Source organism: Streptomyces sp. PsTaAH-124, from assembly GCF_000373685.1.
Taxonomy (GTDB): Bacteria; Actinomycetota; Actinomycetes; order Streptomycetales; family Streptomycetaceae; genus Streptomyces; species Streptomyces andamanensis.
Genome location: NZ_KB892165.1, coordinates 160,856 through 184,005 on the forward strand (window position 1 = coordinate 160,856; position 23,150 = coordinate 184,005).

The 23,150-nt window shown below is 72.6% G+C and carries 28 protein-coding genes and 3 pseudogenes; 13 read left to right on the forward strand and 18 right to left on the reverse strand.

The genetic code is table 11. The features are described 5' to 3' along the window. Together B086_RS0112475 and B086_RS39895 are read right to left on the reverse strand one after the other, a co-directional pair. Positions 1 to 1,632: an amidohydrolase gene (locus B086_RS0112475; RefSeq protein WP_018566745.1), complete on the reverse strand. Its 1,632-nt coding sequence runs from the start codon at positions 1,630 to 1,632 to the stop codon at positions 1 to 3. A 67-nt stretch (positions 1,633 to 1,699) separates the two neighbouring features. Beyond that, positions 1,700 to 2,518, reverse strand: a complete 819-nt coding sequence (locus tag B086_RS39895) for a TetR/AcrR family transcriptional regulator (RefSeq protein ID WP_018566746.1) — start codon at positions 2,516 to 2,518, stop codon at positions 1,700 to 1,702. A gap of 76 nt (positions 2,519 to 2,594) precedes the next feature. On the opposite strand from B086_RS39895, the gene B086_RS39900 reads away from it, so the two are divergent. Then, positions 2,595 to 4,061, forward strand: coding sequence for a purine-cytosine permease family protein (locus tag B086_RS39900; RefSeq protein WP_018566747.1), 1,467 nt, complete (start codon positions 2,595 to 2,597; stop codon positions 4,059 to 4,061). 88 nt (positions 4,062 to 4,149) lie between these two features. On the opposite strand, the gene B086_RS0112490 is transcribed toward B086_RS39900, so the two are convergent. Continuing rightward, positions 4,150 to 4,770: a response regulator gene (locus B086_RS0112490; RefSeq protein WP_026252347.1), complete on the reverse strand. Its 621-nt coding sequence runs from the start codon at positions 4,768 to 4,770 to the stop codon at positions 4,150 to 4,152. A gap of 137 nt (positions 4,771 to 4,907) precedes the next feature. Next, complete coding sequence (locus tag B086_RS0112495) at positions 4,908 to 6,233, reverse strand: sensor histidine kinase (protein WP_018566749.1); 1,326 nt, start codon at positions 6,231 to 6,233, stop codon at positions 4,908 to 4,910. A gap of 300 nt (positions 6,234 to 6,533) precedes the next feature. Here B086_RS0112495 and B086_RS0112500 point away from each other — a divergent pair, with 300 nt between their 5' ends. The 3 genes from B086_RS0112500 (at position 6,534) to B086_RS0112510 (ending at position 8,992) form a co-directional block, all read left to right on the forward strand. Continuing rightward, positions 6,534 to 7,106, forward strand: coding sequence for a GlcG/HbpS family heme-binding protein (locus B086_RS0112500; protein WP_018566750.1), 573 nt, complete (start codon positions 6,534 to 6,536; stop codon positions 7,104 to 7,106). A gap of 75 nt (positions 7,107 to 7,181) precedes the next feature. Next, on the forward strand, positions 7,182 to 7,829 hold the full coding sequence (locus tag B086_RS0112505; protein ID WP_018566751.1) for an ankyrin repeat domain-containing protein: 648 nt from the start codon (positions 7,182 to 7,184) through the stop codon (positions 7,827 to 7,829). Continuing rightward, positions 7,826 to 8,992 (forward strand): YncE family protein, encoded by a 1,167-nt coding sequence (locus B086_RS0112510; RefSeq protein WP_026252349.1) that lies wholly within the window; start codon positions 7,826 to 7,828, stop codon positions 8,990 to 8,992. Before B086_RS0112505 ends, B086_RS0112510 begins: the two co-directional genes overlap by 4 nt. A 21-nt stretch (positions 8,993 to 9,013) precedes the next feature. On the opposite strand, the gene B086_RS0112515 is transcribed toward B086_RS0112510, so the two are convergent. From B086_RS0112515 to B086_RS0112530, 4 genes are all read right to left on the reverse strand, one after another. Next, on the reverse strand, positions 9,014 to 9,580 hold the full coding sequence (locus tag B086_RS0112515) for a deaminase (protein ID WP_018566753.1): 567 nt from the start codon (positions 9,578 to 9,580) through the stop codon (positions 9,014 to 9,016). Positions 9,581 to 9,594: 14 nt separating this feature from the next. Continuing rightward, positions 9,595 to 10,095: a nucleoside deaminase gene (locus B086_RS0112520; RefSeq protein WP_018566754.1), complete on the reverse strand. Its 501-nt coding sequence runs from the start codon at positions 10,093 to 10,095 to the stop codon at positions 9,595 to 9,597. 177 nt (positions 10,096 to 10,272) lie between these two features. Then, a complete protein-coding gene (gene cynS, locus B086_RS0112525; RefSeq protein ID WP_018566755.1) occupies positions 10,273 to 10,743 on the reverse strand; it encodes a cyanase in 471 nt (156 codons plus the stop codon). 128 nt (positions 10,744 to 10,871) lie between these two features. Then, on the reverse strand, positions 10,872 to 11,471 hold the full coding sequence (locus B086_RS0112530; protein WP_018566756.1) for a carbonic anhydrase: 600 nt from the start codon (positions 11,469 to 11,471) through the stop codon (positions 10,872 to 10,874). A 191-nt stretch (positions 11,472 to 11,662) separates the two neighbouring features. On the opposite strand from B086_RS0112530, the gene cynR reads away from it, so the two are divergent. From cynR to B086_RS0112545, 3 genes are all read left to right on the forward strand, one after another. Further along, positions 11,663 to 12,601, forward strand: a complete 939-nt coding sequence (cynR, locus tag B086_RS0112535; RefSeq protein WP_018566757.1) for a transcriptional regulator CynR — start codon at positions 11,663 to 11,665, stop codon at positions 12,599 to 12,601. A gap of 121 nt (positions 12,602 to 12,722) precedes the next feature. Beyond that, entirely contained in the window at positions 12,723 to 13,169 is a 447-nt protein-coding gene (locus tag B086_RS0112540; RefSeq protein ID WP_158679221.1) for a hypothetical protein, read from the forward strand. 31 nt (positions 13,170 to 13,200) lie between these two features. Next, positions 13,201 to 13,611, forward strand: coding sequence for a hypothetical protein (locus tag B086_RS0112545; RefSeq protein ID WP_018566759.1), 411 nt, complete (start codon positions 13,201 to 13,203; stop codon positions 13,609 to 13,611). Between the two features lie 63 nt (positions 13,612 to 13,674). Here B086_RS0112545 and rpsR read toward each other — a convergent pair whose 3' ends face one another. The 4 genes from rpsR to rpmG form a co-directional block, all read right to left on the reverse strand. Then, entirely contained in the window at positions 13,675 to 13,917 is a 243-nt protein-coding gene (gene rpsR, locus B086_RS0112550; RefSeq protein ID WP_018566760.1) for a 30S ribosomal protein S18, read from the reverse strand. An 85-nt stretch (positions 13,918 to 14,002) separates the two neighbouring features. Beyond that, the gene (locus B086_RS0112555; protein WP_018566761.1) at positions 14,003 to 15,178 is read right to left on the reverse strand and encodes a CobW family GTP-binding protein; all 1,176 of its coding nucleotides are present in this window, start codon (positions 15,176 to 15,178) and stop codon (positions 14,003 to 14,005) included. After that, positions 15,175 to 15,495 carry a type B 50S ribosomal protein L31 gene (locus B086_RS39905; protein WP_018566762.1) on the reverse strand — a complete coding sequence of 107 codons (321 nt, stop codon included), beginning with the start codon at positions 15,493 to 15,495 and terminating at the stop codon, positions 15,175 to 15,177. Before B086_RS39905 ends, B086_RS0112555 begins: the two co-directional genes overlap by 4 nt. Before the next feature lie 5 nt (positions 15,496 to 15,500). Continuing rightward, positions 15,501 to 15,665, reverse strand: coding sequence for a 50S ribosomal protein L33 (gene rpmG / locus B086_RS0112565; RefSeq protein ID WP_026252351.1), 165 nt, complete (start codon positions 15,663 to 15,665; stop codon positions 15,501 to 15,503). Between the two features lie 81 nt (positions 15,666 to 15,746). On the opposite strand from rpmG, the gene rpmB reads away from it, so the two are divergent. Both rpmB and rpsN read left to right on the forward strand, forming a co-directional pair. Continuing rightward, positions 15,747 to 15,983: a 50S ribosomal protein L28 gene (gene rpmB, locus B086_RS0112570; protein ID WP_018566764.1), complete on the forward strand. Its 237-nt coding sequence runs from the start codon at positions 15,747 to 15,749 to the stop codon at positions 15,981 to 15,983. Continuing rightward, the gene (rpsN, locus tag B086_RS0112575; RefSeq protein ID WP_018566765.1) at positions 15,983 to 16,288 is read left to right on the forward strand and encodes a 30S ribosomal protein S14; all 306 of its coding nucleotides are present in this window, start codon (positions 15,983 to 15,985) and stop codon (positions 16,286 to 16,288) included. The genes rpmB and rpsN overlap by 1 nt, the downstream gene beginning before the upstream one ends. Before the next feature lie 141 nt (positions 16,289 to 16,429). Here the strand turns inward: rpsN and B086_RS0112580 are convergent, their stop codons facing one another. Further along, positions 16,430 to 16,924 carry a pyridoxamine 5'-phosphate oxidase family protein gene (locus tag B086_RS0112580; RefSeq protein WP_018566766.1) on the reverse strand — a complete coding sequence of 165 codons (495 nt, stop codon included), beginning with the start codon at positions 16,922 to 16,924 and terminating at the stop codon, positions 16,430 to 16,432. A 212-nt stretch (positions 16,925 to 17,136) separates the two neighbouring features. Here B086_RS0112580 and B086_RS0112585 point away from each other — a divergent pair, with 212 nt between their 5' ends. From B086_RS0112585 to B086_RS39910, 3 genes are all read left to right on the forward strand, one after another. Further along, positions 17,137 to 17,646, forward strand: coding sequence for a MauE/DoxX family redox-associated membrane protein (locus B086_RS0112585; RefSeq protein WP_199790744.1), 510 nt, complete (start codon positions 17,137 to 17,139; stop codon positions 17,644 to 17,646). Between the two features lie 58 nt (positions 17,647 to 17,704). Further along, positions 17,705 to 18,499 carry a DsbA family protein gene (locus tag B086_RS0112590; protein WP_018566768.1) on the forward strand — a complete coding sequence of 265 codons (795 nt, stop codon included), beginning with the start codon at positions 17,705 to 17,707 and terminating at the stop codon, positions 18,497 to 18,499. A 64-nt stretch (positions 18,500 to 18,563) separates the two neighbouring features. Then, a complete protein-coding gene (locus B086_RS39910; protein ID WP_063746781.1) occupies positions 18,564 to 19,124 on the forward strand; it encodes a GNAT family N-acetyltransferase in 561 nt (186 codons plus the stop codon). Positions 19,125 to 19,256: 132 nt separating this feature from the next. Here B086_RS39910 and B086_RS0112600 read toward each other — a convergent pair. From B086_RS0112600 to B086_RS0112610, 5 genes and pseudogenes are all read right to left on the reverse strand, one after another. Then, positions 19,257 to 20,065 (reverse strand): IS5 family transposase gene (locus tag B086_RS0112600; protein WP_420712548.1). Its coding sequence is split into 2 segments (ribosomal slippage): positions 19,257 to 19,717 and positions 19,717 to 20,065, totalling 810 coding nucleotides; the frame shifts between segments, so codons are not numbered across the junction. 660 nt (positions 20,066 to 20,725) lie between these two features. Then, positions 20,726 to 21,307: a hypothetical protein gene (locus tag B086_RS45410; RefSeq protein ID WP_234029304.1), complete on the reverse strand. Its 582-nt coding sequence runs from the start codon at positions 21,305 to 21,307 to the stop codon at positions 20,726 to 20,728. A 249-nt stretch (positions 21,308 to 21,556) separates the two neighbouring features. Beyond that, a pseudogene (locus B086_RS46210) lies at positions 21,557 to 21,643 on the reverse strand (hypothetical protein); the annotation flags it as partial. Between the two features lie 139 nt (positions 21,644 to 21,782). After that, positions 21,783 to 22,127, reverse strand: a pseudogene (locus B086_RS46215) (transposase); the annotation flags it as partial. Beyond that, on the reverse strand, positions 22,100 to 22,618 hold the full coding sequence (locus B086_RS0112610) for a winged helix-turn-helix domain-containing protein (RefSeq protein WP_106436069.1): 519 nt from the start codon (positions 22,616 to 22,618) through the stop codon (positions 22,100 to 22,102). The gene B086_RS0112610 and the pseudogene B086_RS46215, both read right to left, overlap by 28 nt. Before the next feature lie 42 nt (positions 22,619 to 22,660). Here B086_RS0112610 and B086_RS46220 point away from each other — a divergent pair. Beyond that, positions 22,661 to 23,002 (forward strand): annotated as a pseudogene (locus B086_RS46220) (helix-turn-helix domain-containing protein); the annotation flags it as partial. Positions 23,003 to 23,150 lie beyond the last annotated feature (148 nt).

A 23,150-nucleotide genomic window follows, 5' to 3' on the forward strand; every position in this document is an offset into this window, starting at 1 on the left:
TCAGATCCCGGCGGCGCGGTGGGTGGGGCGGCCGGCCACCACCGTGAGCAGGACCGGCAGCCCGGCCAGATCCGCGTCGGCCACGTCGAGGGGGTTGTCGGCGAGCACCGTGAGATCCGCACGGTACCCGACGGCGAGACGGCCGGCCCGGTGCTCCTCCCCCGCGACCCAGGCCGGGTTGAGGGTGATCCCGCGCAGCGCCCGGAGCGGGGTCAGCGCCTGCTCGGGGCCGTGCGGCGGCCGGGAGAGGTCGCCGGGGCGGCGGTGCCGGGCGCCCGCCATGACCCCGAGGGGCGGATAGGGCGCGATGGGCCAGTCGGAGCCGAGGACGACCCGGGCGCCCGCGTCCCACAGGTCGCGGCAGCGGAACGCCCGCGACGCCCGCTCCTCGCCGAGGCGGCGCGACCAGTTGTCGGTGTGGTCGGCGCGCGTGTACTCGCAGCAGTGGGTGGGCTGCATCGAGGCCGCCACCCCGAGCCGGGCGAAGCGCGGCACGGTGTCGTCCGGGACGGTCTCGATGTGCTCCACCCGGTGCCGTACCGTCGCGCCGTCCGCAGCCGGGCTCTCCGCCTGCGCCCGCTCCACCGAGTCCAGGACGTGACGCACGGCGGCGTCCCCGATGGCGTGGGTGGCCGTGGGCACCCCGGCCCGGTGCAGCGCGCCGACCACCCGGCGGTACTGGTCGGGGTCGGGCCAGAAGGCGTCCCGGGACTCCCCGTGGCAGTCGGGGCTCTCCAGCCAGGCGGTGCCGTTGTCGATGGTGCCGTCCATGAACATCTTCACCCCGGCGACCTGCCACAGCCTGCCGCCGGTGCCCTGCTGCCGGACGAGTCCGTCGACCGCCTCCGCGTCGGCGCCGGGCTGGCACCAGGGCGCCACCCGCAGCCGCAGGGGCAGTTCGCCGTCGCCCTCCAGCGCGCCGAGAATGTCGAGGGTCGCGCCGTTCGCGTCCATGGCGTGCCCGCCGGTCAGCCCGGTCGCGGCCATCTCCCGCAGCACCTCGGCGGTCCGTGCCCGCACCTCGTCCCCGGTGGGCCGGGGCGCGACGGCCTCGACGAGTTCGCAGGCCGCGTCCTCCAGCAGCAGCCCGGTGGGACGGCCTGCCTCGTCGCAGACGATCTCGGCCGCCTGCTCGAACCGGCGGGGCCCGTCGACACCCGCCTGCTCCAGCGCACGGGCACTGGCCAGCATGGAGTGCCCGTCGAACAGGTCGATCAGGGCCGGTACGCCGTCGAGGACCGGGCCGAGGGACGCGGCGGCCACGGGCGCGTCGCCGAAGGTGTTCGGGTCCAGGCCCCAGCCGCGCAGCCAGCCGCCGGGCGCGAGCGCCGCGGCCGGACCGGCAAGCGCCGCGCGCACGTCCGCCAGGTCGCGGCAGGCGGAGAGGTCCACGCCCATGGTGCGTTCGGCGCCGGAGACCGGGTGCAGATGGCCGTCCGTGAAGCCCGCGGTCACCACCGCGCCCTTCAGGTCGATCACGGTGGTCGCCGGTCCGGCCAGCGCCCGGATCTCGCGGTCGTCCCCGAGGTGGGTGATACCGCCGTCTCCGGCGGCCAGCGCGGTGTGCGGCAGGAGCGAGCCCGTGCCCGGGTCGAGCAGCCGGGCGGAGAGCAGGACGAGATCGGGGGACACGGGTCACTCCTTGCGAACTGGTGGCGCGGGGGTGCGGGGTGCGGTGGGGCGGTGGGCGGTGGCGCCGCTACGGGGCGGAGGACTCCGAGGGCTCCAGGGGCTCCGAGGGCTCCGTGCGGGCGGCCGGGGCCGCTCCGGAAGCGGACCGGGGCCCGGAGGTGACGGTGAAGGCGTCGGTGGAGGCTGCCGTGGTCCGTGCCGACGCGGGGGCGCTCCCCTCGTCGGGGGCGTTCCGTACGGCGGGAACCGCGCCCTCGGCGGGTGCGGCGAGCGTGCCCGCGGGCAGCCCGAGCGCGTTCTCCGCCGTGGCGGCGGCCATGCCGCTCACCGCCGCCGGGTGCTCGGCCGTACCGGTGTTCGCGTGCGCGCCGAGGCCGTCGAGGACGACGAGGATCTGGACGACGGCCACGGACACGTAGGCCGGGCGGAACTCCCCCGCGTCGACGCCTTCCTGGACGAGCGCGCCGAGGCGACCGCGCCAGGCGGCCTCCTGTCCGACGACCCGCTCGCGCAGTTCGGGCCGGTAGCGGCTCAGGTGCCGGGCGTTGATCCACAGCCGGCTCATCGTGTCGTAGGCGTCGCCCGTCGTGCGGGCGAGGAACCGGGCCAGGCGCAGGGTGGGCGTCTCGCCGGGCCTCCCGGCCGGGACCAGGGCGTCCAGCTCGCCGGTCGCGGCGCTGCCGAACGCCTCCGCCACGAGATCGTCGGCGGCGGGGAAGTAGTGGCTGATCAGCCCCGGGCGCACCTCCAGTTCCTCGGCGATCCGGCGCAGGGTGATGCACTCCAGCCCCTCGGCCAGCGCGATCGCCGCGGCGGTGCCGACGATCTCCGCACGCCGGGTGGCCGGGTCTTTGCGAATTCGTTTGCGGCTGACGCTTGACGACATGTGCCGGATGCTATTGAGTGACCGACCAATAAGCAAGCTCCGACCGGTGAGCACGCTCCGAACGCCCGGAGGGACAATGGCGTCCACGATCCCCGACCCGCACCCGGACGTCGACGACCGTCCCGGCGCGCCGCCGCCCCCCGAGCGCGCGGCGCGCGTCGAGGCCCACGGCATCGACCACATCCCGGACGGCGAACGCCGCGGCCGGCCACGGGAGTTGTTCTCCGTGTGGGCCGCAGCGAACGTCAACTACCTGAGCCTGGTGGTCGGCGGCGCGCTCGTCCTGATGGGCCTCGGCCTGTGGCAGGCGCTCGCGGTGATCGTGGTGGGCAACGCGTTCTGGCTGCTGACCGGGGTGCTGGCCGTCTCTGGCCCGGCCGCGGGCACGCCGAGCGAGGTGATCACCCGCGCCATGTACGGGATCCGCGGCAACCGCGTGAACAACGCCGTCGTCGGCTGGCTGATCTCCGTCTGCTACTTCGCGCTCAACCTCGCCGCCGCGACGGCGGCCTTCTCCCTGGCCGGTGAGGCGGGCCTGCCGGTCAACACCGGGGTGAAGATCGTCGTGGTGGTGCTCGTCGCGGCCCTGACCCTCACCATCAGCGTCTACGGCCACGCACTGATCATGAAGCTGTACCTCCCGATCACCCTGGCCCTCACCGTCGCCTTCGCGGGCGTCGCGGTCGCCGTCGTCCGGCACGCGGACTTCTCCTACACGCCCGAGCAGCCGCTGACCGGCACCGGACTGTGGGCGGCCGTCCTCGGCGGGATCGCCCTGGTCGCCTCGGGCCCGCTGTCGTACACGACCAGCGCGGACTTCTCCCGCTATCTGCCCCGTACGACGTCGGCGCGGGCGATCGTCGGCTGGACGGCGCTCGGCGGCTTCCTGCCGGGCACGCTGGTCTGCGCGCTGGGCGCGTTCGCCGCGACCGCCGTCGACATGACCGACCCGCAGAGCGCGCTGCGCGGGATCCTGCCCGGCTGGTTCGACCCGGTCTTCCTGCTGGCGCTGATCCTCGGCACCGTCGCCATCAACGCCCTGACCGCCTACAGCGCGGGCCTGGCCCTCCAGGCGGTGGGCGTGCGCATCCGCCGCTCGCTCAGTGTCCTCGTCGACGGCACGGTCTCGGTCGCGCTCACCCTGTACGCGCTGCTCGTGTCGAACTTCCTCGACACGGTGAACAACGTCCTCCAGCTCACCGTGGCCCTGCTCGGCCCCAGCATGGCCGTCTACGCCACCGACATCCTGCTGCGCCGCAACCGCTACGACGGGCGCGCCCTGATGGACGAGACGCCGGGCAGCCCCTTCTGGTACTCCGGCGGCGTGAACCGGGTCGGCGCGGTCGCCGTCCTCGCGGGCACCGCCGTCGCGTCCCTGTGCGTCGACACCCTCTACTACACCGGGCCGATCGCGTCCGCCCTCGGCGGCGTGGACCTCGCCCTGCCGGTGGGCCTGGTGGTCGCGTCGGTGCTGTACGCCGCGCTGCTGCCGAGGACGGGCCCTGGTCTCCGGCTCGATCCCGGTCGCACCGACCGGCGGTAGGCGGTCCGGCGGTAGGCGGTCCGGCGGTAGGCGGTGGGCCATGGGCAGTTGGCAGTAGGCAGATCGGGGGGCCGGTCCCGGTGGTGGTTCAGGGCAGCAGGCGCTGTTCCTTGGCCACCGCCACGGCGCCCGCGCGGGTGTCGACGCCCAGCTTGTCGTAGATGCGCCCCAGGTGGGTCTTGACCGTGGCCTCGCTCAGGAACAGGGCCTTGGCGATGTCCCGGTTGGTGAGCCCGCGGGCGAGCTGGCCGAGGATGTCGCGCTCGCGGTCGGTGAGGCCGGGGCGCGGGCTGCGCATCCGGGCCATGACCCGGTGGGCGACCGGCGCCGACAGCGCGGTACGGCCGGCGGCGGCGCTGTGGATCGCCGTGAACAGCTCGTCGGGGCGCTCGGCCTTCAGCAGGTACCCGGTGGCGCCCGCCTCGATGGCACGGGTGATGTCGGCGTCGGTGTCGTACGTGGTCAGGACCAGGACGTGGACGGCGCCACCGGAAGCGGCGGTGATCCGGCGGGTGGCCTCCACACCGTCCATCGCCTCCCCCAGTTGCAGGTCCATGAGGACCACGTCGGGGCCGAGCTTCGCGGCGAGCGCGACCGCCTCCGCCCCGCTGTCCGCCTCGCCCACCACCTCGATGCCCGCCGCGCTGCCCAGCAGGGCGCGCAGACCGGCGCGGACCACGGCGTGGTCGTCGCACAGCACCAGCCGCACGGACGGGACCGGAGCGGGCGCGGCGGGCGCGGGCGTGGCGGGTGCGGGCGTGGCGGGTGCGGGCGTGGCGGGTGCGGCCGACCGGTGTGTTCCGGTCGGCGGGTACGGGCCGGTCGGGCCCGTGGGCCGGGGCTGGTTCACGGTGCGGGGACCTCCGTGGGGCTGGAGCCGGGGCCGGGTGCCGCGGGGAGCGGTACGGCGGCCGAGACGACGGTGCCGTCGCCGGGCGCGGACTCGACGGTCAGGGTGCCGCCGAGCTGGCGGACCCGGGCGCGGATCGCGGGCAGCCCGTGCCCGCGCACCCCGGAGGGCCCGTCGGCGCGCACTGCCCGCGCGCCGGTGTCCAGGCCGCGCCCGTCGTCCGCGATGTCAAGACGGACCTGATCGCCCAGATAGGTGAGGGTGAGGGCGGCCCGGGTCGCGCCGGAGTGCTCACGGACGTTGGCGAGCGCGCCCTGTGCGATGCGCAGCAGCGCGGACTGCACCCGGTCGGGGAGCCCGGCAGGCCCCGGGGTGCCGTCGATGTGGCAGGTGACGGTGCGCTCGGGTGTGCTCTCGCGGGAGGCGAGGCCGCGCAGCGCCGCTTCCAGGCCGTCGCCCTCGGCGAGGTCGGCCGGTGCCAGGTCGTGCACGAACCGGCGGGCCTCGGTGAGACTGCGCTCGGCGATCGTGCCGGCGGTGCGCACATGGGCGCGCGCCTGCTCCGGATCGGGGTGCCACAGCCGGTCGGCGGCCTGGAGCAGCATCCGCTGGCTGGACAGGCTCTGGGCGAGCGTGTCGTGGATCTCCATGGCGAGCCGCTGGCGCTCGGCGAGGGTGCCTTCGCGGCGTTCGGTGGCGGCCAGTTCGCGGCGGGTGCGGACCAGGTCACGGATGAGCGCGGCCTGACGGGTCGCCTGCCGGTCCATGCGGGTGAAGACGGCGGTCGCCAGGAGGGCCACGGCCGGCGGGCCGACCACCAGGTCGACGTCGATCCGGTCGGCCAGCCGCAGTTGCGCCACCACCACGAAGACGGTGAAGAACGCCACCAGCGTGTACGCGGCGCGTTCGGGCAGGGTGCGCAGCGCGGTGTAGAAGAGCGGCACCGCGCACCAGGCGAAACTGGGCGCCAGCGCGACCAGCACCGCCCAGACCGCGACCAGCGCGCCCAGCCGCAGCAGCCCGCCGGGCGACGGCCGCCGCCGTCCGGGGCTCGCGCCCACGTCGCCCGCGTCCCCGGCGGCGAGTTGGTCGCCGGGCGGCCCGTCGGCCGTGCGCCGACCGATGACGTACAGCACCGCCAGCGCCCCGGCCAGCGCCAGGACGGCGGGCACCTGCGGCTGGGCGCCGTGCCGCTGCACATAGCGGGCCAGGGCGGAGCCCAGCAGCAGGAAGAACGCCAGATGGACGGCGAACGCGAGCCCGCGCGCCCCGCCGTCGCCGGACCTCGGCCCGCCCGGGACGGGACGGCTGCTGGACTGCATGGACTGCTCCGCTCCTCCCCGGACGGGGCTTCTGGCGCCTTCTGTCATGTTCTGGAACCGGCTGCGGCATCTTCCCGCACCGGGACGCACGGCGGCGCCGACGGCATCGGCGTACGGCGGCACTGACATTGTCGCCCCGGCCGCGCCTCGCGGGGTCAACCGTTCGGATGACCCCGCCGTCAGCCGTACCGCGCGCCGGAGCGAGCCGGTACGCCGACGGCGGCGCGGGGTGAGGGGCCCGAGGCTGGAGGCACGGCGCGGACAGCACCGCGCCACGACACCACCGGGGAGTTGCCCGTCATGCAGCACAAGGCCAAGAAGTTCTCCACCCGCGCCAGGACCGTCACCGCCGTGGCGGCCGTGGCGGCGGTCGGTGCCGGGGTGGCCGGCGCGGTGTCCGCCTCCGCCGACACCCCGGCCGCCGCCCCCGTCGCGGCGACCGCCGCGGTGAAGGGCAGGGCCACGACCACCAGCACCCATCTGACGGTCGAGGCCGCCACCGACGCCGCGCGGGCGGCCCTCAAGGCGGCGCAGAAGGAGGGCCAGCGGGTGACCGTCGCGGTGGTGGACCGCAACGGCAACACGGTCGTCACCCTGCGCGGGGACGGTGCCGGTCCGCAGTCCTACGACTCCGCGATCAAGAAGGCGTACACCGCCGTGTCCTGGAACGCCCCCACCTCCCAGCTGGTCAAGCGCCTGGACGGGGCGCCCACCCTCAAGGACATCCCGGGCACCCTGTTCCTCGCGGGGGGCGCCCCGGTCGCGTACGAGAACGCGCCGATCGCGGGCGTCGGTGTGGCGGGCGCGCCCTCCGGCGACCTGGACGAGAAGTTCGCCCAGGCCGGCGTGGCGGCGATCAGCAACGGCCGCTGACCCCGGCTCCCGCCGCCCGCCCGCGGCCCACCACACTCGTTCCTGTCCGCTGCCACCCCGTGGAGGAGTTCCGTCGTGGCCAAGAAGTCGATTTCCCCGGCCGACCGCGCCCTGCTGGACGCCGCGCGGCGCGGTGACACCGCCGCCGTACGCGCCGCGCTGGACGCGGGCGCCCGGCTGGAGGCACGCGACGAGGACGGCCGCACACCGCTTCTGCGGGCGGCCCTCGCCGACCAGGTCGCCGCCGCCGAGGCGCTGGTCCGCGCGGGCGCGGACGTGAACGCGCAGGACGCCCGGCAGGACAGCGCCTGGCTGGTGACCGGGGTGACCGGCAGCGTGGCGATGATGCGCGCGCTGCTGCCCGGCGGCCCGGACCTGACGCTGACCAACCGGTTCGGCGGGGTGTCCGTGATCCCGGCGAGCGAGCGCGGCCATGTGGCGTACGTACGGGCGGTGCTGGCCGAGACGGACATCGACGTGAATCACGTCAACCGGCTCGGCTGGACCGCCCTGCTGGAGGCGGTGATCCTCGGCGACGGCGGACGCACCCACCAGGAGGTGGTGGAGGAGCTGCTCGCGGCGGGCGCCGACCCGCTGCTGCCGGACGGCGACGGCACGACGGCGCTCGCCCACGCGGAGCGCCGGGGTTTCGCGGGGATCGCGGGCGTCCTGCGGGAGGCCGAGGGGCGGCCGGGTCCGCGCGGCCGGGAGACCGGGCGATGACGCGGCCGGGGCCGAGGGCCGGGGCATCGCGGGTTTCGGCGGTGCTGGCCGCGCTGACGGCCTGTGCGGTGCTCGCCGGATGCGCGGCGGACGCCGGGCGCGACGACGGCGCGGGCGCTCCCGCCCGTGCTCCCGCAGCGACGGCCGGTCCCGCGGACCCGTCCCCGGCGGGCGCGCTGCCCGAAGGCGCCCTGCTGGTGACCGACTTCGGCGCCGACACGGTGACCTTCGTCGACCCGGCGCGCCGCGGCCGCGCGGCCGCACTGGGCTCGGTGACCGTGGGCACGGCTCCGTACGGCGTCGCACCGGGCGCCGACGGCATGGCGTGGGTGGCGACGGCCGAGGGCGTGGCGGTCGTGGACACCGGGGCCCGGCGCCGCGTCGCGCTGATCCGGTACGCCACGGCCACGGGCCCGGTGACCACCGGTGAGTACCGGGGCGGCGGCATGGGCATCGCGCTGTCCCCGGACGGCACGCGGGTGTACGTCGGGGTGAACGTCCCCGGTGGTGACGGCACCCTGGAAGTGATCGACACGCGCCGTCGCGCGGTGGTGCGGACCGTGCCGGTGGGGCGCCGCCCCTTCGACGTCGACGTCTCGCGCGACGGCCGCCAGGTCTATGCCACCGGGCACGACTCGTTCGACGTCACGGTCGTCGACACCGGCACCTGGTCCGCGCGCCGCGTCGAGGTGGCCCCGTACGGCACCGAGGGCGGCCTCGGCTCATGGCTGAAGCCGCACTACGCGGCCGTACGGCCGTCCGACGGGGCGCTGCTGCTGCCGTTCGAGGGCGAGCGGCTCGCGGTGGTGGACCCCCGCTCCGGCCGGGTCCGGGTCGAGCCGATGACCGCCGACACCCATCAGCACGGGGTCACGATCGGCGCGGACGGCACGCTGTACGTGGTCGGCACCGGGCCGATCGATCCGTCCCGGGACGAGGGGCCGTCGCTGACGGTGCGCTCCCCCGGCGGCCGTGAGCGGGTCGTCCCGCTCGACGGACCGCACGAGGACGTCGCCGTGTCGGCGGACGGCCGCACCGCCTATGTGTCGGGCGGCTTCACCCGGGACGGATACTGGGACGGCATCAGCGTCGTCGACCTCGGCACGGGCCGTGTCACCCGCCTGACGGCCGGTCACCGGCCGCTGGGCATAGCGGTGTTGTAGCCGCCCCCAGGCGTCGGCCGGTCACGAGCCTTCCGTGCACCGCCGGTGGAACTCGTGGTGCAGCGCGCGCAGCCGGGAGGTGAGCGCCGGGGCGGGCCCGCGCACGTCTAGGCCGGGCACCACGTCCCGCAGCGGCAGACAGCGCACCGGGGACGGCGGCGCGTCCAGGGCGGTCAGCCACTCGGTCAGCTCGGCGGCCGAGTGGGCGTAGACGACGGTTCCGAGCCCGGCCCAGCCGTGGGCGGCGGCGCACATGGTGCAGTGCTCCCCCGAGGTGAAGACGGTCGCCGCCGCCCGCTCGCGCGCGTCGAGATGCCCGATGGCCCAGCGCACCAGGGCGAACTCGGGGTGCCGGGTGCGGTCGCCCAGGGTGTGCACCCGGTTGCGGTCCTCCGCCAGGATCCGCCCGTCGCCGCCGACCAGGAGCGAACCGAACGGCTCGTCCCCGGCGCCGAGCGCCTCGGCCGCCAGGTCGACGGCGCGTTCCAGGTAGGGCAGGTCGGCGGCGGTCGCCTCGGCGGGGCGGCGGGCAAAGCGCCCGGCGGACTCTCCGCCGGAATCCCCGGTGGACGCTTCGGTGGGGTTCACGGTCGCACCGCCCCTCAGCCGGCCGTGGGGGCACCGGCGACGCGGCGCTCACCGCCGTTGCGCTCCTGCCACAGCCGGTAGACGTCGACGGCGTCCTCGCGCGGCTCGTGCCGCATCGGCAGTCGGCGCTCGCGCCAGTCCTTGGCGAACTCGCCGTAGAAGGTGTCGAGTTCGAAGTACTTGCGGTCGTCGACGTAGTGGGGTTCGTAGGCGTCGCGGGTGGTGAGGAAGACGACCTCGTCCGGCGAGCAGTAGTAGAGCGAGCCCAGGCACATCGGGCAGGGGTGGGCGAGGACGTAGACGGTGGCCCCGACGAGGTGTTCCGTGCCGAGCCGGGTGCACGCCTCGCGTACGGCGAGGATCTCGGCGTGGGCGGTGGGGTCGCTGGTCTGGGCGACCTGGTTGGCGCTCTCGGCCAGGATCTCGCCGTCCTTGACGATGACGGTGGCGAACGGGCGCCCGCCCTCGGTGACATTGCGGCGGGCAAGGTCGATGGTGCGCTGTACGAAGTCCATGTGGGGCGGCTTTCGGTGAGTTCTGCGGAGTGAGGGCTCGGGCGGGGCGGGCCCGGAGGTCCGGGCGGGGCGGGCCCGGAGGTCCGGGCGGGGCGGGCCCGGAGGTCCGGGCGGGGCGGGCCGGGGAGTCGCGGTACGACTGCCCCGGCCCGGCCCCGTACACCGGCGGCTGGGCAATCAGAAGGGCCTGGTCGGCAGGTACTTGCCGTCCAGGGTGATCACGGCGCGCTCGCCGCCCTCGGGGTCGGCGACCTTCTTCACGTCCAGCTTGAAGTTGATCGCGGAGATGATGCCGTCGCCGAACTGCTCGTGCACGAGTGCCTTGAGCGTGGTGCCGTACACCTGGAGCATCTCGTAGAAACGGTAGATGGTCGGGTCGGTGGGGACGGCACCGGCCAGGGAGCCGCGGGTCGGGATCGTCCGGAGCAGCGTCACGGCGTCGTCGTCCAGGCCGAGCAGCTCGGCGACGGCCGCGGCGGACCGCTCGGGCAGGGCGTGCTGGCCGAGCACGGCGGCGGTGGTGAAGGCCACGGAGAGGCCCGCCGCGTCCGCGATCTGCTGCCAGCTGAGGTCCTTGCGGATCTTGGCCTCGACGGCGGTGACGGCGAGGGCCTGCCGGGCGGTGGGGTCGAGCTGGGCGTGCGTCATCAGGGGATGTCCTTCCTGGATACAAGGGTGGGGGAACGCCCGGTCCGCAGCGACACGGCGACGGCCGGGAGGCAGGGGTGCCCGGAGCCCGGAGAGGGCGGAGGGGCGCCGGGGCCGGGGCCCGGCGGTCAGGCCGCCGGAGCCGGGGTGGCCGGGGCAGCGGCGGAGGTGAGGACCTCCACCCCGCCGGTGGCGATGTCGTAGACCCACCCGTGCGCGGTGAGGGTGCCCTCGGCCAGGGCTCGGGCCACGGAGGGGTGGGTGGCGAGGGTCGCCAGCTGGGCGAGCACGTTCTGCCGGACCAGGGCGGTGACGTCCCCGCGCGCGGCGGTGCGGGCACGGGAGGCGTCCGCGTGCCGCAGCCATCCGGCGACCGCCGGGACACCGCTGAGGTCGTGCGCCTCGGCCAGCGCCGTCATCGCGCCGCAGCCCGAGTGCCCGCAGATCACGACGTCACGGACGCCGAGGACGGCGACGGCGTACTCGATGCCGGCCGCCACCGCGTCGGGGCCCGGTGTGTACGCGGGGACGAGGTTGCCCGCGGTGCGGACGACGAACAGCTCGCCCGGTTCGCTGGCGGTGATCAGTTCGGGGACCACGCGGGCGTCGGAGCAGCCGATGAACAGCGTGTGCGGCGCGTGGTGCCCGGCGAGACGGGCGAACAGGTCCGCCTTGGCGGGATGGACGTGCCGCTGGAATCGCGAGACGCCCTCGGCGAGGTCACGCATGGGGGCACTCCCTTCGGTGGGTCTGCGGTGGGCCTTCGGCGGGTCCTCGATGGGCCCGGCCGGTCGGCCTCGATGCATCCACCCTGCATGACCTGTACCTATAGTGTCCAAGACGCACTACTCATGCCTGCCATTGCTGACATCTATATATGGCCGCGACCCGACTCCCGCCTGGCCCTACAGTGGCGTCCATGGCCCTGGAACTGCGTCATCTGCGCTATCTGCTCGCCGTGGCCGAGCACGGCAGCTTCACCCGCGCCGCGGAGGAGCTGCGCATCTCGCAGCCGACCCTCTCCCAGCAGGTCAGGCAACTGGAGCGGACCGTGGGCGCACAGCTGCTCGACCGGACCGGCCGCAGCGTGCGGCTCACCGACGCCGGTGAGACCTACGCGCTGCACGCCCGCCGGGCCCTCAGGGACCTGGCCGCCGCCGAGCGCGCCGTCCGGGACGTCCGCGACCTCACGAGCGGCCACCTCCGCCTGGCCGTGACGCCCACCTTCACCGCGTATCTGGTGGGCCCCCTGGTCGCCGGACTGCACACCCGGCACCCGGGCGTCACCCTGGACCTGAAGGAGATGACCCAGGACCGCATCGAGTCGGCGCTGCTCGCCGACGACGTCGACCTCGGCATCGCCTTCGCGGGCACCCATCTGCCCGGGATCACCGCGACGACCCTGTTCACCGAGACCCTGAGCCTGGTCACCGGCGCCCGCACCCCGGAGGACGGCCCGCCCCGCCCGCTACCGATCCACGAACTGACGAACCATCACCTCGGCTTGCTCAGCGGTGACTTCGCCACCCGAGGTCACATCGACGCCCACTTCGCGGCCCACGGGGTGCGCCCGCGCATCGCGGTCGAGGCCAACTCCGTCCAGGCCCTCGTCGAGATCGTGCGCCGCACGACGATCAGCACCGTGCTCCCCGACGCCATCACCCACGACCACCCCCACCTCACCCCCGTCCCCCTCACCCCCTCCCTCCCCGCCCGCACCGTCACCCTCCTGCGCCGGGGCAACGCCTACGAGACCGCCGCCGCCCAGGCGTTCACCCACCTCACCCACGACATCGTCCGCAACCGGGGCTACGCCGACGCGGCGGACCGCGCCGCCCCTCCCCCGCCCCTACCCTGAGTCCATTTATGGGCAGAACTGTCCGGATCATGCACATGCCTGCTAGCGTGCGTGCCGACCGGCGGGGCATGACGCCTCGTCAACCGGCAAGGGGGACACCGGTACTGTGAGAATCAAGGCAGTGACAGCCAAGGGAATCGCGGTGCTCGCCGCCGCTCTCGCCACAGCGACCACCGGGCTGACCGGTCCGGCGGCGGCCGCCGAGCAGTTTCCCTCCGGGGACTCGGGAGGGTTCCGGGTGGACTGGAGCGGTCAGTGGGTCAATGCGCGGCGGATGGAAGACATCACGCTCCAGTTGTGCGACGCGAGCCCGGCCGACAAGAACAAGGCGACGGCCCGGCTCCAGGGATATGTGTTCGCGGGCGGGACCTCGAAGATCAGGGTGGCACCGACGGTCTTCCAGGTGCCCATCGGTGACAAGAAGTGCTACGCCTGGCGGCACGTCCTCTTGACCTACTTCCAGAACGGGGAACGGCTGGACTACGCGCGCGTCGCCTTCGGCGGCTCCGAGGAGCCGTCGAAGACGTCGGCCACCAAGTGGGTGCGCAATCCGTTCGTGGACCCCTGACGCCACCGCCCCGCGATCGGTTGGAGAGCCGATGAAACTCCGCAAGTCGGCGGTCGTCGCCGCCGGTGTCGTCGCCCTGGCGGCTCCGGCGGCACTGCCCGCGCACGCCGCACCCGCCGCACCCGCAACCTGTTTGCTCACGGCCTTCGGCCACGCGATGCCGTACGTCTGCGGAAGCAGGACCCTGTCGCCCGACTGGGACCACGACGGGCAGCGCGACGAGGTGTTCGCCGTGAGCCCTCCGAACAACTACATCTACCGCATCTCGGCCGGCAGCAACGGCCCCGTCCGGGTCGGCAACGGCCGGGCCGCCACCATGCGCAACTGGGAGATCCGGCCCAGCACGCAGCGGCGCGTGTACGCCGTGACGGCGACGAACCACGTCTACTACTCGTACCTCGGGACCGGTGGCTGGAGCGACTGGTACCCCTACGTTCCCTAGCCGGAGCACGAGTTCGGGAGCTTCGTGCGGACAGGTGTCCGTACGAAGCTCCCGCGGCGCCGCCTACCGGGAGCCGTACGGCAGCAGGGCCATCTCGCGGGCGTTCTTGACGGCCCTCGCTATCCGGCGCTGCTGCTGCCGCGTCACCCCGGACACCCGGCGGCTGCGGATCTTGCCCCGGTCGGAGAGGAACTTCCGCAGCAGATCGGTGTCCTTGTAGTCGATGAAGGTGATGCCGGCGACGTCCAGCGGGTTGGCGCGGCGGCGCTCGGGATGCTTCCGGCCGGTGGTGGCGGGGCGGGGCATGGTGTGGTGCGGTCCTTTCCTCAGGTGATGGTGCGGGGACAGGCGGGCGGGATTTCCGGTTCCCGGGCCGGGCCGGGGCGGTCCGTCAGACCACCGGATCGAGCAAGTCGTCGAAGGCGTGCGGGAGTTGTTGCCAGCGTTCCCGGCCCGCCGCGTACTCCTCGTCGGTGAGCAGACAGGCGTCGAGCACGGCCGCCAGGCCGTCCCGGTCCAGGCCGGGCGAGGTGAAGCTGAGGTGCTGGCAGCGGTCGCCGTGCGCGGGATGCCAGTCCACGGCGGCAGCGAGACGGCGTTCGGCGGGCACCATCTCCCAGGCCGCGTCGGGCAGGGCGGCCAGCCAGGGGCCCGCCGATTCGACACACAGCGCACCGCCCGCCGCGTCCCAGGTGAGCAGGGTGTCAGGGCGGTCCGCCAGCCAGAACCGCCCGCGGCTGCGGGCGGCGGCGCAGGTCAGGTCCTCCAGTGCCGCGTAGAGGCGCTGCGGGTGGAAGGGGCGTTCGCGCCGCCAGACGAAGGTGCCGACCCCGTGTTCGTCGCAGTCCTGGGGCAGCAGCGCGCAGGCCGGGTGCACCCGGGCCGCCGCCGCTGTCACGTCGAAGCCCGCCAGCAGCGCGTCCGCCAGGGCGCCGCCGTCCGCCCGCACCTTGCGTGCGCCCGGGGTGAGTTGGGCGAGCAGGGCGTGGTCGGTTTCGTCGGCGGCCTCGACGTGCGGTCCGGCCTCCGTGCCCTCGACGACGGCGATGACTGTGGGGTACTCCAGTTGCCGGGCGAAGGTGTCGGCGACCGTGCGCTGGTCGGTGGGGGCGGCGGCGAGCCCGATTTCGGCGAGGTCGTCGCCGTTGGCGAGGTACGGCAGTACGAGGGCCGGGTCGACCGCGGTGGCGGTCCCCGTGAGGACCAGCGGTCCGTCCGCTTCGGCGATGACCGGGGCCATGGCCTGGGGCTCCACGGAGTCCCACAGCTCCACGACGGCCAGGCGGTACCGGCCCTCCTCGGCCAGCCGCAGCAGTTCGGGGAGCAGGTCCTCCCGGAGCGCGCAGCAGGCGCAGTCGTTCACCAGGGGTGCTTCGCCGCTGCTCAGAGTGGCGCCCGCGTCCCGTACGGTGCGGCGCACCGCGCGGTCGGCGGCGGCCGTCAGGTCGTGGTGGAGCGCGACCGAGCCGGGAACCGTGCGCAGGATCTGTTCGACGGCGGTCCGGCGGGCGTCGGCGTGCAGTCCGGCGACGATCGCGACGGGAAGGCGTCCCTGACGGCCGGTCACTGTGCGCCCCCGGAAAGGCCGTTGTGCCCCGCGTCGCCACGGCCGCCGTCACGGCCACCACCGCCACGGCCGCCGTCTCGGGCATAGCGCCGCTGGAAGCGTTCGACGCGTCCGGCGGTGTCCAGGACCCGCTGGGTGCCGGTGTAGAAGGGGTGGCTCGCCGAGGAGATCTCGACGTCGATCACCGGGTAGGTACGGCCGTCCTCCCACTCGACGGTCCTGTCGCTCGTCGCCGTCGACCTGGTCAGGAACGCGAAGCCGGCCGCGCGGTCGCGGAAGACGACCGGGCCGTACTCGGGGTGGATTCCGGGCTTCATCGCGCTCAGCGCTCCTCTCGGAAGTCGACGTGGCGGCCGACGACCGGGTCGTACTTGCGCAGGGTGAGCCGGTCGGGATCGTTCCGGCGGTTCTTGCGGGTCACGTAGGTGTAGCCGGTGCCGGCGGTGGACCTCAGCTTGATGATCGGGCGCAGTTCGTTACGGGCCATGGACGGCACCATACACGTATTGGTTTTCATTTTCATTAAGCTGCTAGAGTGCCGCCCCGGTACCAAGGAGGAACGAGGAACATGTCAGCACACTGCCAACTCACCGGCCGACGGCCCGGCTTCGGGCACCAGATCTCGCACTCGCACCGGCGCACCAAGCGCCGCTTCGACCCCAACATCCAGCACAAGCGCTACTGGCTGCCCAGCGAGGGCCGCCATGTCCGGCTCACCCTCTCCGCCAAGGGACTCAAGACGGTCGACGCGATCGGCATCGAGGCGGCGGTGGCCCGGATCCGCGCCCGGGGAGGGAAGGTCTGATGGCCAAGAAGAGCAAGATCGCCAAGAACGAGCAGCGGCGCCGCACCGTGGCCCACTACGCCGCGCGCCGCGCGGAACTGAAGGCGGTCCTCGCCTCCCCGGACACCTCCGCCGAGGACCGGGCCGCCGCCCAGCGGGAACTGCGCCGCCAGCCCCGCGACGCCTCCGCCACCCGTGTCCGCAACCGCGACGCAGTGGACGGCCGCCCCCGCGGCCACCTCCGCACCTTCGGCCTGTCCCGCATCCGCGTCCGCGAACTCGCCCACGCGGGGCAGCTTCCCGGGGTGACCAAGAGCAGTTGGTGATCCGCGTGTGAACGGGGGGCGGCGGCAGCGACGTCTCCTGCGCGCCCGGCCGATCCCGGGGGCGGGGCGACGGAGAACCCCTCCCCCGGGCGACGCGGCCCGTCCGAGGCGCGTCCGGTCGTACGCCGGGCCGGGCGCGCCTCAGGCGCGAGGCGCGTCGGCGCTGGACGGCCGCCGGTCCAGCCACACCCCGTCGCGCATGACGACTCTCCCCCGCAGCTCCGGCTCGCCGCGCCACGCGCGCACTGTCCCAAGGACCACGCGCACATACACGAAGGCCCCCTCCTCCGCGCGTGGATCCCACCCGAACTTGCCCGCGTACGCCTGCGCGGCCTCCGCGGGCACCTCCTGGTCCGGGAAGCACTCCGCCTCGCCCTGGAGGAGCACCACGTCGAAGGTGTCCGGCAGCGACAGCCGCACGCGCGGCTCCCGGCGGAGGTTCCGCACGGTGGCCGAAGAGGCGCCGGTACACATCCACACCGCCCGCCCGTCCCACAGGAACCACAGCGGCACCTGGTGCGGTCCGTGGTCGGGGTGCGCCGTCGCCACCCATACGTCCCGCTCGGTGCCGAGCCGTTCCAGCACGTCGCGCGTGCGCTCCGCCGTCCGGCGACAGGCGGTTCCCGTGGTCTCCATGGGGACCGACCCTAGCCAGGCGGGCGCGCAGCGCGCCTCAGGCGCCGGACCTACTCCCGACGACCGAGGGACTCCTCCGCCTTCACGTCACCCATAGGCCCGCCTTATGAGGCCATCGAACGGCTGCCGCTACCGGCCCACTGCGGCCTGGGCGAGGTTGAGAGGGCGGACCGGCAAGGCGTCGGTCGCGGCCGAGCGAACAGGAATCCCAGGTGACGACGCGTCTTTCGACCCGAACTCCGGCGCCCGCGCGAGGAGACGGGGTCCGGCGGGCGTTGCCGGGCCTCAGCGCGGCCGTACGCCTCGCCCTCGCGCTCGTCTGGGGCTGGGCCGGATGGACGAAGATCCAGGACCCGGCCGCATCCGTCCAGGCGGTACGCGCCTACCGGATCCTGCCCGAAGCGCTGGTCACTCCGGTCGGCCACGGCATGCCCGCGCTGGAACTCGCCCTCGCCGGGCTCCTGTTGGCGGGACTGCGGATCCGGCTCGCCGCGGTGCTGTCCGCGCTGCTGCTCACCGGGTTCCTGGCCGGGATCGTGCAGGCGTGGGCCCGCGGCCTGAGCATCGACTGCGGCTGCTTCGGCGGCGGCGGAGAGGTCGACTCCGCGGACACCCACTACCTCCGGGAAGTCCTCAGGGACGCCGGGCTGCTCGTCCTGAGCGCCTGGGCGGCCCGGTGGCCCGTGAGCCGCTTCTCGCTCGACGCCGCACTCGCACCGTGACGCCGCCCCGCACCTCACCCCCTCCCCCCTCACTCCCTCTCTCCCGAACAGGTCCCGCATGAGCAAGTCCACCGCCCGTACCCGGGCCCGTCAGGCACGCGAACGCCTGCGGGCCGAACGCGAACGAGCCGCCCGGCGCTCCCGCCGCAAGCGGCAGGCCGCGGTGAGCGCCGGGGTCGTGGCGGCCCTGGTCACGGTCGTCGCGGGCGCCGTCGTGGTGCAGTCCGGCCGGACGGCGGACAACCGGCCGGTCATCGCGCCCGCGGGTGCCACGGGCGATGAGAAGCTGGTCATCCCCAGCGGCCGGGCGGACGCCCCCGCGACCCTGACGGTCTACGAGGATCCCCGCTGCCCGGGATGCGCCGAGTTCGAGCACGAGCTGCACGCGACGATCAACAAGCTCCAGGACGAGGGCAAGCTGCGCGTCGACTACCACATCCTGTCCTTCGTCGACCGCATCGTCTCCGGCAAGGGATCGAAGTACGCCGCCAACGCCCTGGCGGCAGCACAGAACGCGGGGAAGTTCCGCGAGTACCACGACGCCCTCTACGCTTCCCCTCCACCCTCCGAGCGGGAGGACACCTTCGGGGACAAACAAGCCCTGCTGGACCTCGGGAGAAAGGTCGCCGGGCTGGACATGGTGAAGTTCACCGCCGCGGTCAGCGAGGGCACGCACGACACATGGGTGAAGAAGGTGCAGCAGAAATTCGACCGGCAGACCGCCGTCCGGGCCACACCGGCCGTATTCCTGAAGGGCAAGAACCTGCTCGATGACCCGGAACACCCGCTCACCCCCGAGCGGTTGACCCAGTTGGTGGAGGCGGAGTCCTCCCGCCGGACACCGGGCCGGTGAGCCGTCGGCGACGGCCGGCCGCCCACGCCGCTGACATCGTCCGGCGGATCTGACAAGGTGGATCATGCCCAACGCCGCGACATGCCGCTCCGGTTCACCGGGACCGATCGAGTTCAGAGCACTCGGTCACGCCGATCTCTCGCTTCTGCACCGGTGGTTGAGCGCACCTCATGTCCGCGCCTGGTGGCGTGACGCCCTCAGCCCGGAAGAGGTGGAACGCAAGTACGGGCCCCGGATCGACGGGACAGGACCGACCCGCTGCTTCGTCATCGAGACCGGGGGCGACCCCATCGGAATGATCCAGGGCTACCGCCACGCCGATCTCCCCGCCGGGAACCACGCCATCGGCATTCCGGCCGCCGCGGGCATCGACTACCTCATCGGCGACGCGTCCCGCTGCGGCCACGGGACCGGTTCGCGGGTGATCTCCGCGTTCGCAGCCGTGCTCTTCCGCCTCCACCCGGACGTCTCCACGATCGTCGCCACTCCCCAGAAGGACAACACCGCATCCTGCCGAGCACTGGAGAAGGCGGGCTTCACCCTGTCCCACGACGCGGTACTCGACGCAGGCGATCCCTCGGACAGCGGAGTCAGCGCGGTCTACGCACTCCCCCGGCCGACCTGAGCCCGGCCCCGGCAGCCACGGGAGTCCCCGGAGCACCGGGCGGCAACGACCGAGGGCCGGTGTCGGATGTCTCCGATACCGGCCCTGATCTGCGACTCTTTCGAGTCGGTACGACAGGATTTAGAGGCCTTCTCATTTGGTGAGTCGGCGGTAGCAGATGAGGGTGCAGGCGATGCTGGTGAAGGCGAGGAAGTGGTCGGCCTTGCGTTCGTAGCGTCGGTGGAGGCGGCGGCAGCCAGCGAGCCAGGCCATGGTGCGTTCGACGGTCCAGCGGTGACGCCCCAGCCGTTGCGAGGACTCGACTCCCTTGCGGGCGATGCGGTGGGTGATGCCGCGTTCGCGTAACCATTGCCGCAGGTGGGCGTAGTCGTATCCCTTGTCGGCGTGGAGTTTGCCGGGCTTGCGCCGTCGCCGGCCGCGGCGCGAGCGGATCGGCGGGATGCCCCTCACGAGCGGGATCGGGGCCTGGCTGTCGTGCAGGTCGGCCCCGGAGATGCCGATGGATATGGGCAGACCTGATCGTTGCGTGATCAGGTGGATCTTCGAGCCGTACTTGCCCCGGTCGACAGGATTCGGGCCTGTCAGGTCCCCCTTTTCAGGGCCCGCATGTTGACCGAGTCGATCGCGCACCGCGACCAGTCCAGCTCGCCGCGGGCACCGAGTTCGTCGAGGACCAGGCGGTGGAGCTTGGCCCACACCCGGGCCTTCGACCACTCCGAGAACCGCCTGTGGGCGGTTGCTCCGGACGGGCCGAACGACGCCGAAGGCAGCTGCTGCCAGGTACAACCCGACGTGGCCACGAAGACGATCGCCGCCAGCACTTCCCGGTCGCCATGCCGACGCCGACCACCACCCTGCGGCCGCGACGGCACCTCCGGCACCACCCGCTGGAACAACACCCACAACTCATCCGGCACCAGCCGCTCAACGATCCCCACCATGACGCACAGAAGACCGCTGTCGCCCGTTGCCATCGGACCATCCCGAAACAGCGCTCCATGGGTACGAATTCGAAGGAAATGCACGGTGAATTCCTTGCCGCGGCAGACGGCGCCGGTGCAGCGGGCCGCCCTGGGAGTAGGGGCGGCCTTGCCTGCTCGACGGCTTTACGGCCGCCCGGAACGGCGTTGATCATGCGGTTCCAGACAACAGCAACGACATCGGTCACGGAGCCGCCAGTTCAATCCAAATTACCCCTCGCGCTTCGACGAAAAGAAACAGCCCGCGCAACGGGATGATCGGCCCTGCAAGCGCTGGGAGCGGATTCGCCCTTGACCACCCTCACGCTGTCAGAGGTTGCCGTTGCTACTCCCTCGGAAAAACCAACCGCAAGAACCTCCGCCAACATGCTGTTGGGTCCGCCCTCCGGGAATGGAGTTACCGCACGAAATGCTTCGGTTTCCTGGCCACCCAACCAGTCATGGTCCGCGGTCACAGTGAGCCAATCATCCTCGGACCTGATACGAACGTCGCCTGCACCCCTGATGAGCGCCTCGGTTGCGATCATACCGGCCAGTTCGACGGCGTCGAATGATCCCGAGCGGAAAAATCGCCCTTCGTTCCTGGTCAAGTATTCCCACGTGTCAACCAGCGTGATGTCTTCAGGGTGATACTTCAATTTCGCCGCTCCGCCTGAGTTGGTTAAAGAGAGGAAAAGCTGAGTTTGGGATGTGGAACTCATATCCCTCGAACTTCGGAGATTTCGGGGTTTCCGGAATCTTGCGGGTGACTGCTCCAGCGTTCTGAAGTTTCACGATCGCAGAGTCAGTTATTTTGACCTTGATGATTCCCGGCGCCGATCCCGATCGAAGCGCAAAGTATTCTGCGTCTCCATAGTGTGTCGCGAGGAAGAAGCCCCCGGGTCCATCAGTGTAGTTCGCTGCGGCCTCGGAGGCGTCCAACCCCTTGTTGAGGATACCCACCAAGGACTTCACATCAGCTCCGTGGTAGTACAGGTTTCCGCCGGTCGGACGGTAGGGATTCGCTCCGTTGAGTGCCGGGTCGTCGCCGTGAGCCGCACCCGGGCCGAACCTCCTGGGCTGAGCGGTGGCAGGGACCTCTACCGCGTCTGCCTCCCAGCCGGTCAGTCCGCCGATTCCGACGAGCACGATCTGCTGGGAGAGTTCGTCAGCCGCCTGAAAGTAGAGATCGGAGAGGGCATCGCACCCCTGCTCATGGAACATGAACGACGCGCGGTAGAGGCGGTAGGCGGGGCGAACGGGGAAGTACTTGTCGATGAAGACCCCCGCGCCTCCGTTACAGCCGGAGAGGGCGTCGGCAAGGTCACCGATGAAGATGAAGGGGGATTCGACGCCCTGTTTGAGGCCGGTACCAATTGCCTTGAGGCGTGAGGTGATCGGGTCCCACCAGCTCTGGCCCGAGAGGTCGACGGCGTAGGTCGGCCGGTCTCCGGCGTAGCTGTAGGCGGAGGCGTAGGGCTCACCTTGACGCAGCTGGACGGGGTCGGTGGCGGTGAAGCGGCCAGTGGTGGGGTCGTAGTTGCGGGCGCGGAGGTTGTAGCCGGCGGCCGAGGTGGTGGGTTCGGTGTACTGGCCCGTGCAGGTGAAGGGGTTGGCGGGTGGATGAGTGGGTTGAGCTCGGGAGCGTAGGCGGTAATCGCTCCAGCGTCAGCCAGCCCTGCTCGATGACCCAGGCCCGCATCGCCCGGCTCCAATGGGCGGACAGGCCGTCCCAGACCAGCACCACCTGTTCCCCGGCGTAGAACACCTTCAGCTGTTCCAAGACTTCGATGAGGGCGGTGGTGTCGTAGCTGCCGGGCTTGAGATGGAAGCACAGCCGAGGCCCGCGGTCGGGCTCGGCGGCGTGATAGCCGAGAGCCGCGGCCATCGAGGCACGCTTCCAGTTCAGCCGATGCCGCAGGAGCGGGGTGCGGCCGCGGGGTGCGTAGGTGCGGCGGACCTGGGGCAGCGACGAGACTCCCGATTCGTCGAGGAAGACGATCCAGGCACGTTTGTTCATCGCCCCTTTTTGATGCGCGGCCATTCGTGCGCGATCCAGCGGGCGATCTCCGACTCGTCCCGCTCCACCGCCCGCCGCTCCGGGCGTTGCAGACTCCACCCCAGCCGGCCCGTCAGCAGCCGCCACACCGACGCCCTCGACAACACCACGCCCGCGACCCGCTCCACGACCACGCCGACTCGCTCCAACGTCCACAAATCAGCCTCGAAGCCATGCGCCTGGGCACCTTGCTCCAGCGCGATCCGCACCTGCTCGACCTGGGCGTCATCCAGCTTGGGCGGACGACCGGAGGCAGGACATCGGCGCAAGGCATCAGTACCGCCCTCCTCCCACACCCGCTTCCACCGCCGCACGCTCTCAGCACTGACCTCCAGCAACCGTGCGATCTCAGCACTCGTGCGTCCTTGCCCGAACAACTCGGCCGCCCATACGCGCCGGCCCTCGGCCAACTGCGGCCGCGTCAAAGGAGGAACGACAGATCTCGAAGCAACAGGCGAAGGCTTGATGGCGGGCATTTTCCCTGCATGGGTGGGGTGTTGAGGGCTGAGCCGGTGTGAGTGGAGACGTTCACCGGGTTGCGGACGGGGCGCTTTGAGAAGCTGCTTCGGGTGGTGCGGGAGCAGGGCGGCAACGGCCCCGGTGGTGGCCGACCGTGGTGCCTTCCGCTGGCCGAGCGGGTACTGCTGGTAGCCGTCCACTACCGCACGAACCTCACCATGCGCCGGCTCGCGCCGTTCTTCGGCTGCTCACCTGCCACCGTCTGCCGGGTCATCCAGCGCCTGCGACCCCTGCTCGCGCTGGAGCCGGCGCCCCGGCCACTGCCGGGCACCGACCGGCTGTGGATCATGGACGGTACCCTGATCCCGGTCCGTGACCGTAAGGTCGCAGCCTCCTCACGCTTGCTGTTGCTCCGCTATGCCCAGTGGCCCGCCGCGAGCTCCCGGCTCACCATCGACCACATCGAGGAGACGGAGGGCGCCGTTCGCATCCGCTTCAGCGCCGTTCCGGTCGAGCTTCCCGCATCCATCGCTGACCTGGCCCGACAGC

Excerpts from the sequence above, each read along its gene's own strand:
- B086_RS39895 (WP_018566746.1), bottom strand. The coding sequence starts at position 2,518 with ATGTCGTCAAGCGTCAGCCGCAAACGAATTCGCAAAGACCCGGCCACC.
- B086_RS39900 (WP_018566747.1), top strand. The coding sequence starts at position 2,595 with ATGGCGTCCACGATCCCCGACCCGCACCCGGACGTCGACGACCGTCCC.
- B086_RS0112495 (WP_018566749.1), bottom strand. The coding sequence starts at position 6,233 with ATGCAGTCCAGCAGCCGTCCCGTCCCGGGCGGGCCGAGGTCCGGCGAC.
- B086_RS0112500 (WP_018566750.1), top strand. The coding sequence starts at position 6,534 with ATGCAGCACAAGGCCAAGAAGTTCTCCACCCGCGCCAGGACCGTCACC.
- B086_RS0112510 (WP_026252349.1), top strand. The coding sequence starts at position 7,826 with ATGACGCGGCCGGGGCCGAGGGCCGGGGCATCGCGGGTTTCGGCGGTG.
- B086_RS0112520 (WP_018566754.1), bottom strand. The coding sequence starts at position 10,095 with ATGGACTTCGTACAGCGCACCATCGACCTTGCCCGCCGCAATGTCACC.
- cynS (WP_018566755.1), bottom strand. The coding sequence starts at position 10,743 with ATGACGCACGCCCAGCTCGACCCCACCGCCCGGCAGGCCCTCGCCGTC.
- B086_RS0112530 (WP_018566756.1), bottom strand. The coding sequence starts at position 11,471 with ATGCGTGACCTCGCCGAGGGCGTCTCGCGATTCCAGCGGCACGTCCAT.
- cynR (WP_018566757.1), top strand. The coding sequence starts at position 11,663 with ATGGCCCTGGAACTGCGTCATCTGCGCTATCTGCTCGCCGTGGCCGAG.
- B086_RS0112545 (WP_018566759.1), top strand. The coding sequence starts at position 13,201 with ATGAAACTCCGCAAGTCGGCGGTCGTCGCCGCCGGTGTCGTCGCCCTG.
- rpsR (WP_018566760.1), bottom strand. The coding sequence starts at position 13,917 with ATGCCCCGCCCCGCCACCACCGGCCGGAAGCATCCCGAGCGCCGCCGC.
- B086_RS39905 (WP_018566762.1), bottom strand. The coding sequence starts at position 15,495 with ATGAAGCCCGGAATCCACCCCGAGTACGGCCCGGTCGTCTTCCGCGAC.
- rpmG (WP_026252351.1), bottom strand. The coding sequence starts at position 15,665 with ATGGCCCGTAACGAACTGCGCCCGATCATCAAGCTGAGGTCCACCGCC.
- rpmB (WP_018566764.1), top strand. The coding sequence starts at position 15,747 with ATGTCAGCACACTGCCAACTCACCGGCCGACGGCCCGGCTTCGGGCAC.
- rpsN (WP_018566765.1), top strand. The coding sequence starts at position 15,983 with ATGGCCAAGAAGAGCAAGATCGCCAAGAACGAGCAGCGGCGCCGCACC.
- B086_RS0112580 (WP_018566766.1), bottom strand. The coding sequence starts at position 16,924 with ATGGAGACCACGGGAACCGCCTGTCGCCGGACGGCGGAGCGCACGCGC.
- B086_RS0112590 (WP_018566768.1), top strand. The coding sequence starts at position 17,705 with ATGAGCAAGTCCACCGCCCGTACCCGGGCCCGTCAGGCACGCGAACGC.
- B086_RS39910 (WP_063746781.1), top strand. The coding sequence starts at position 18,564 with ATGCCCAACGCCGCGACATGCCGCTCCGGTTCACCGGGACCGATCGAG.
- B086_RS45410 (WP_234029304.1), bottom strand. The coding sequence starts at position 21,307 with ATGTTCCATGAGCAGGGGTGCGATGCCCTCTCCGATCTCTACTTTCAG.
- B086_RS0112610 (WP_106436069.1), bottom strand. The coding sequence starts at position 22,618 with ATGCCCGCCATCAAGCCTTCGCCTGTTGCTTCGAGATCTGTCGTTCCT.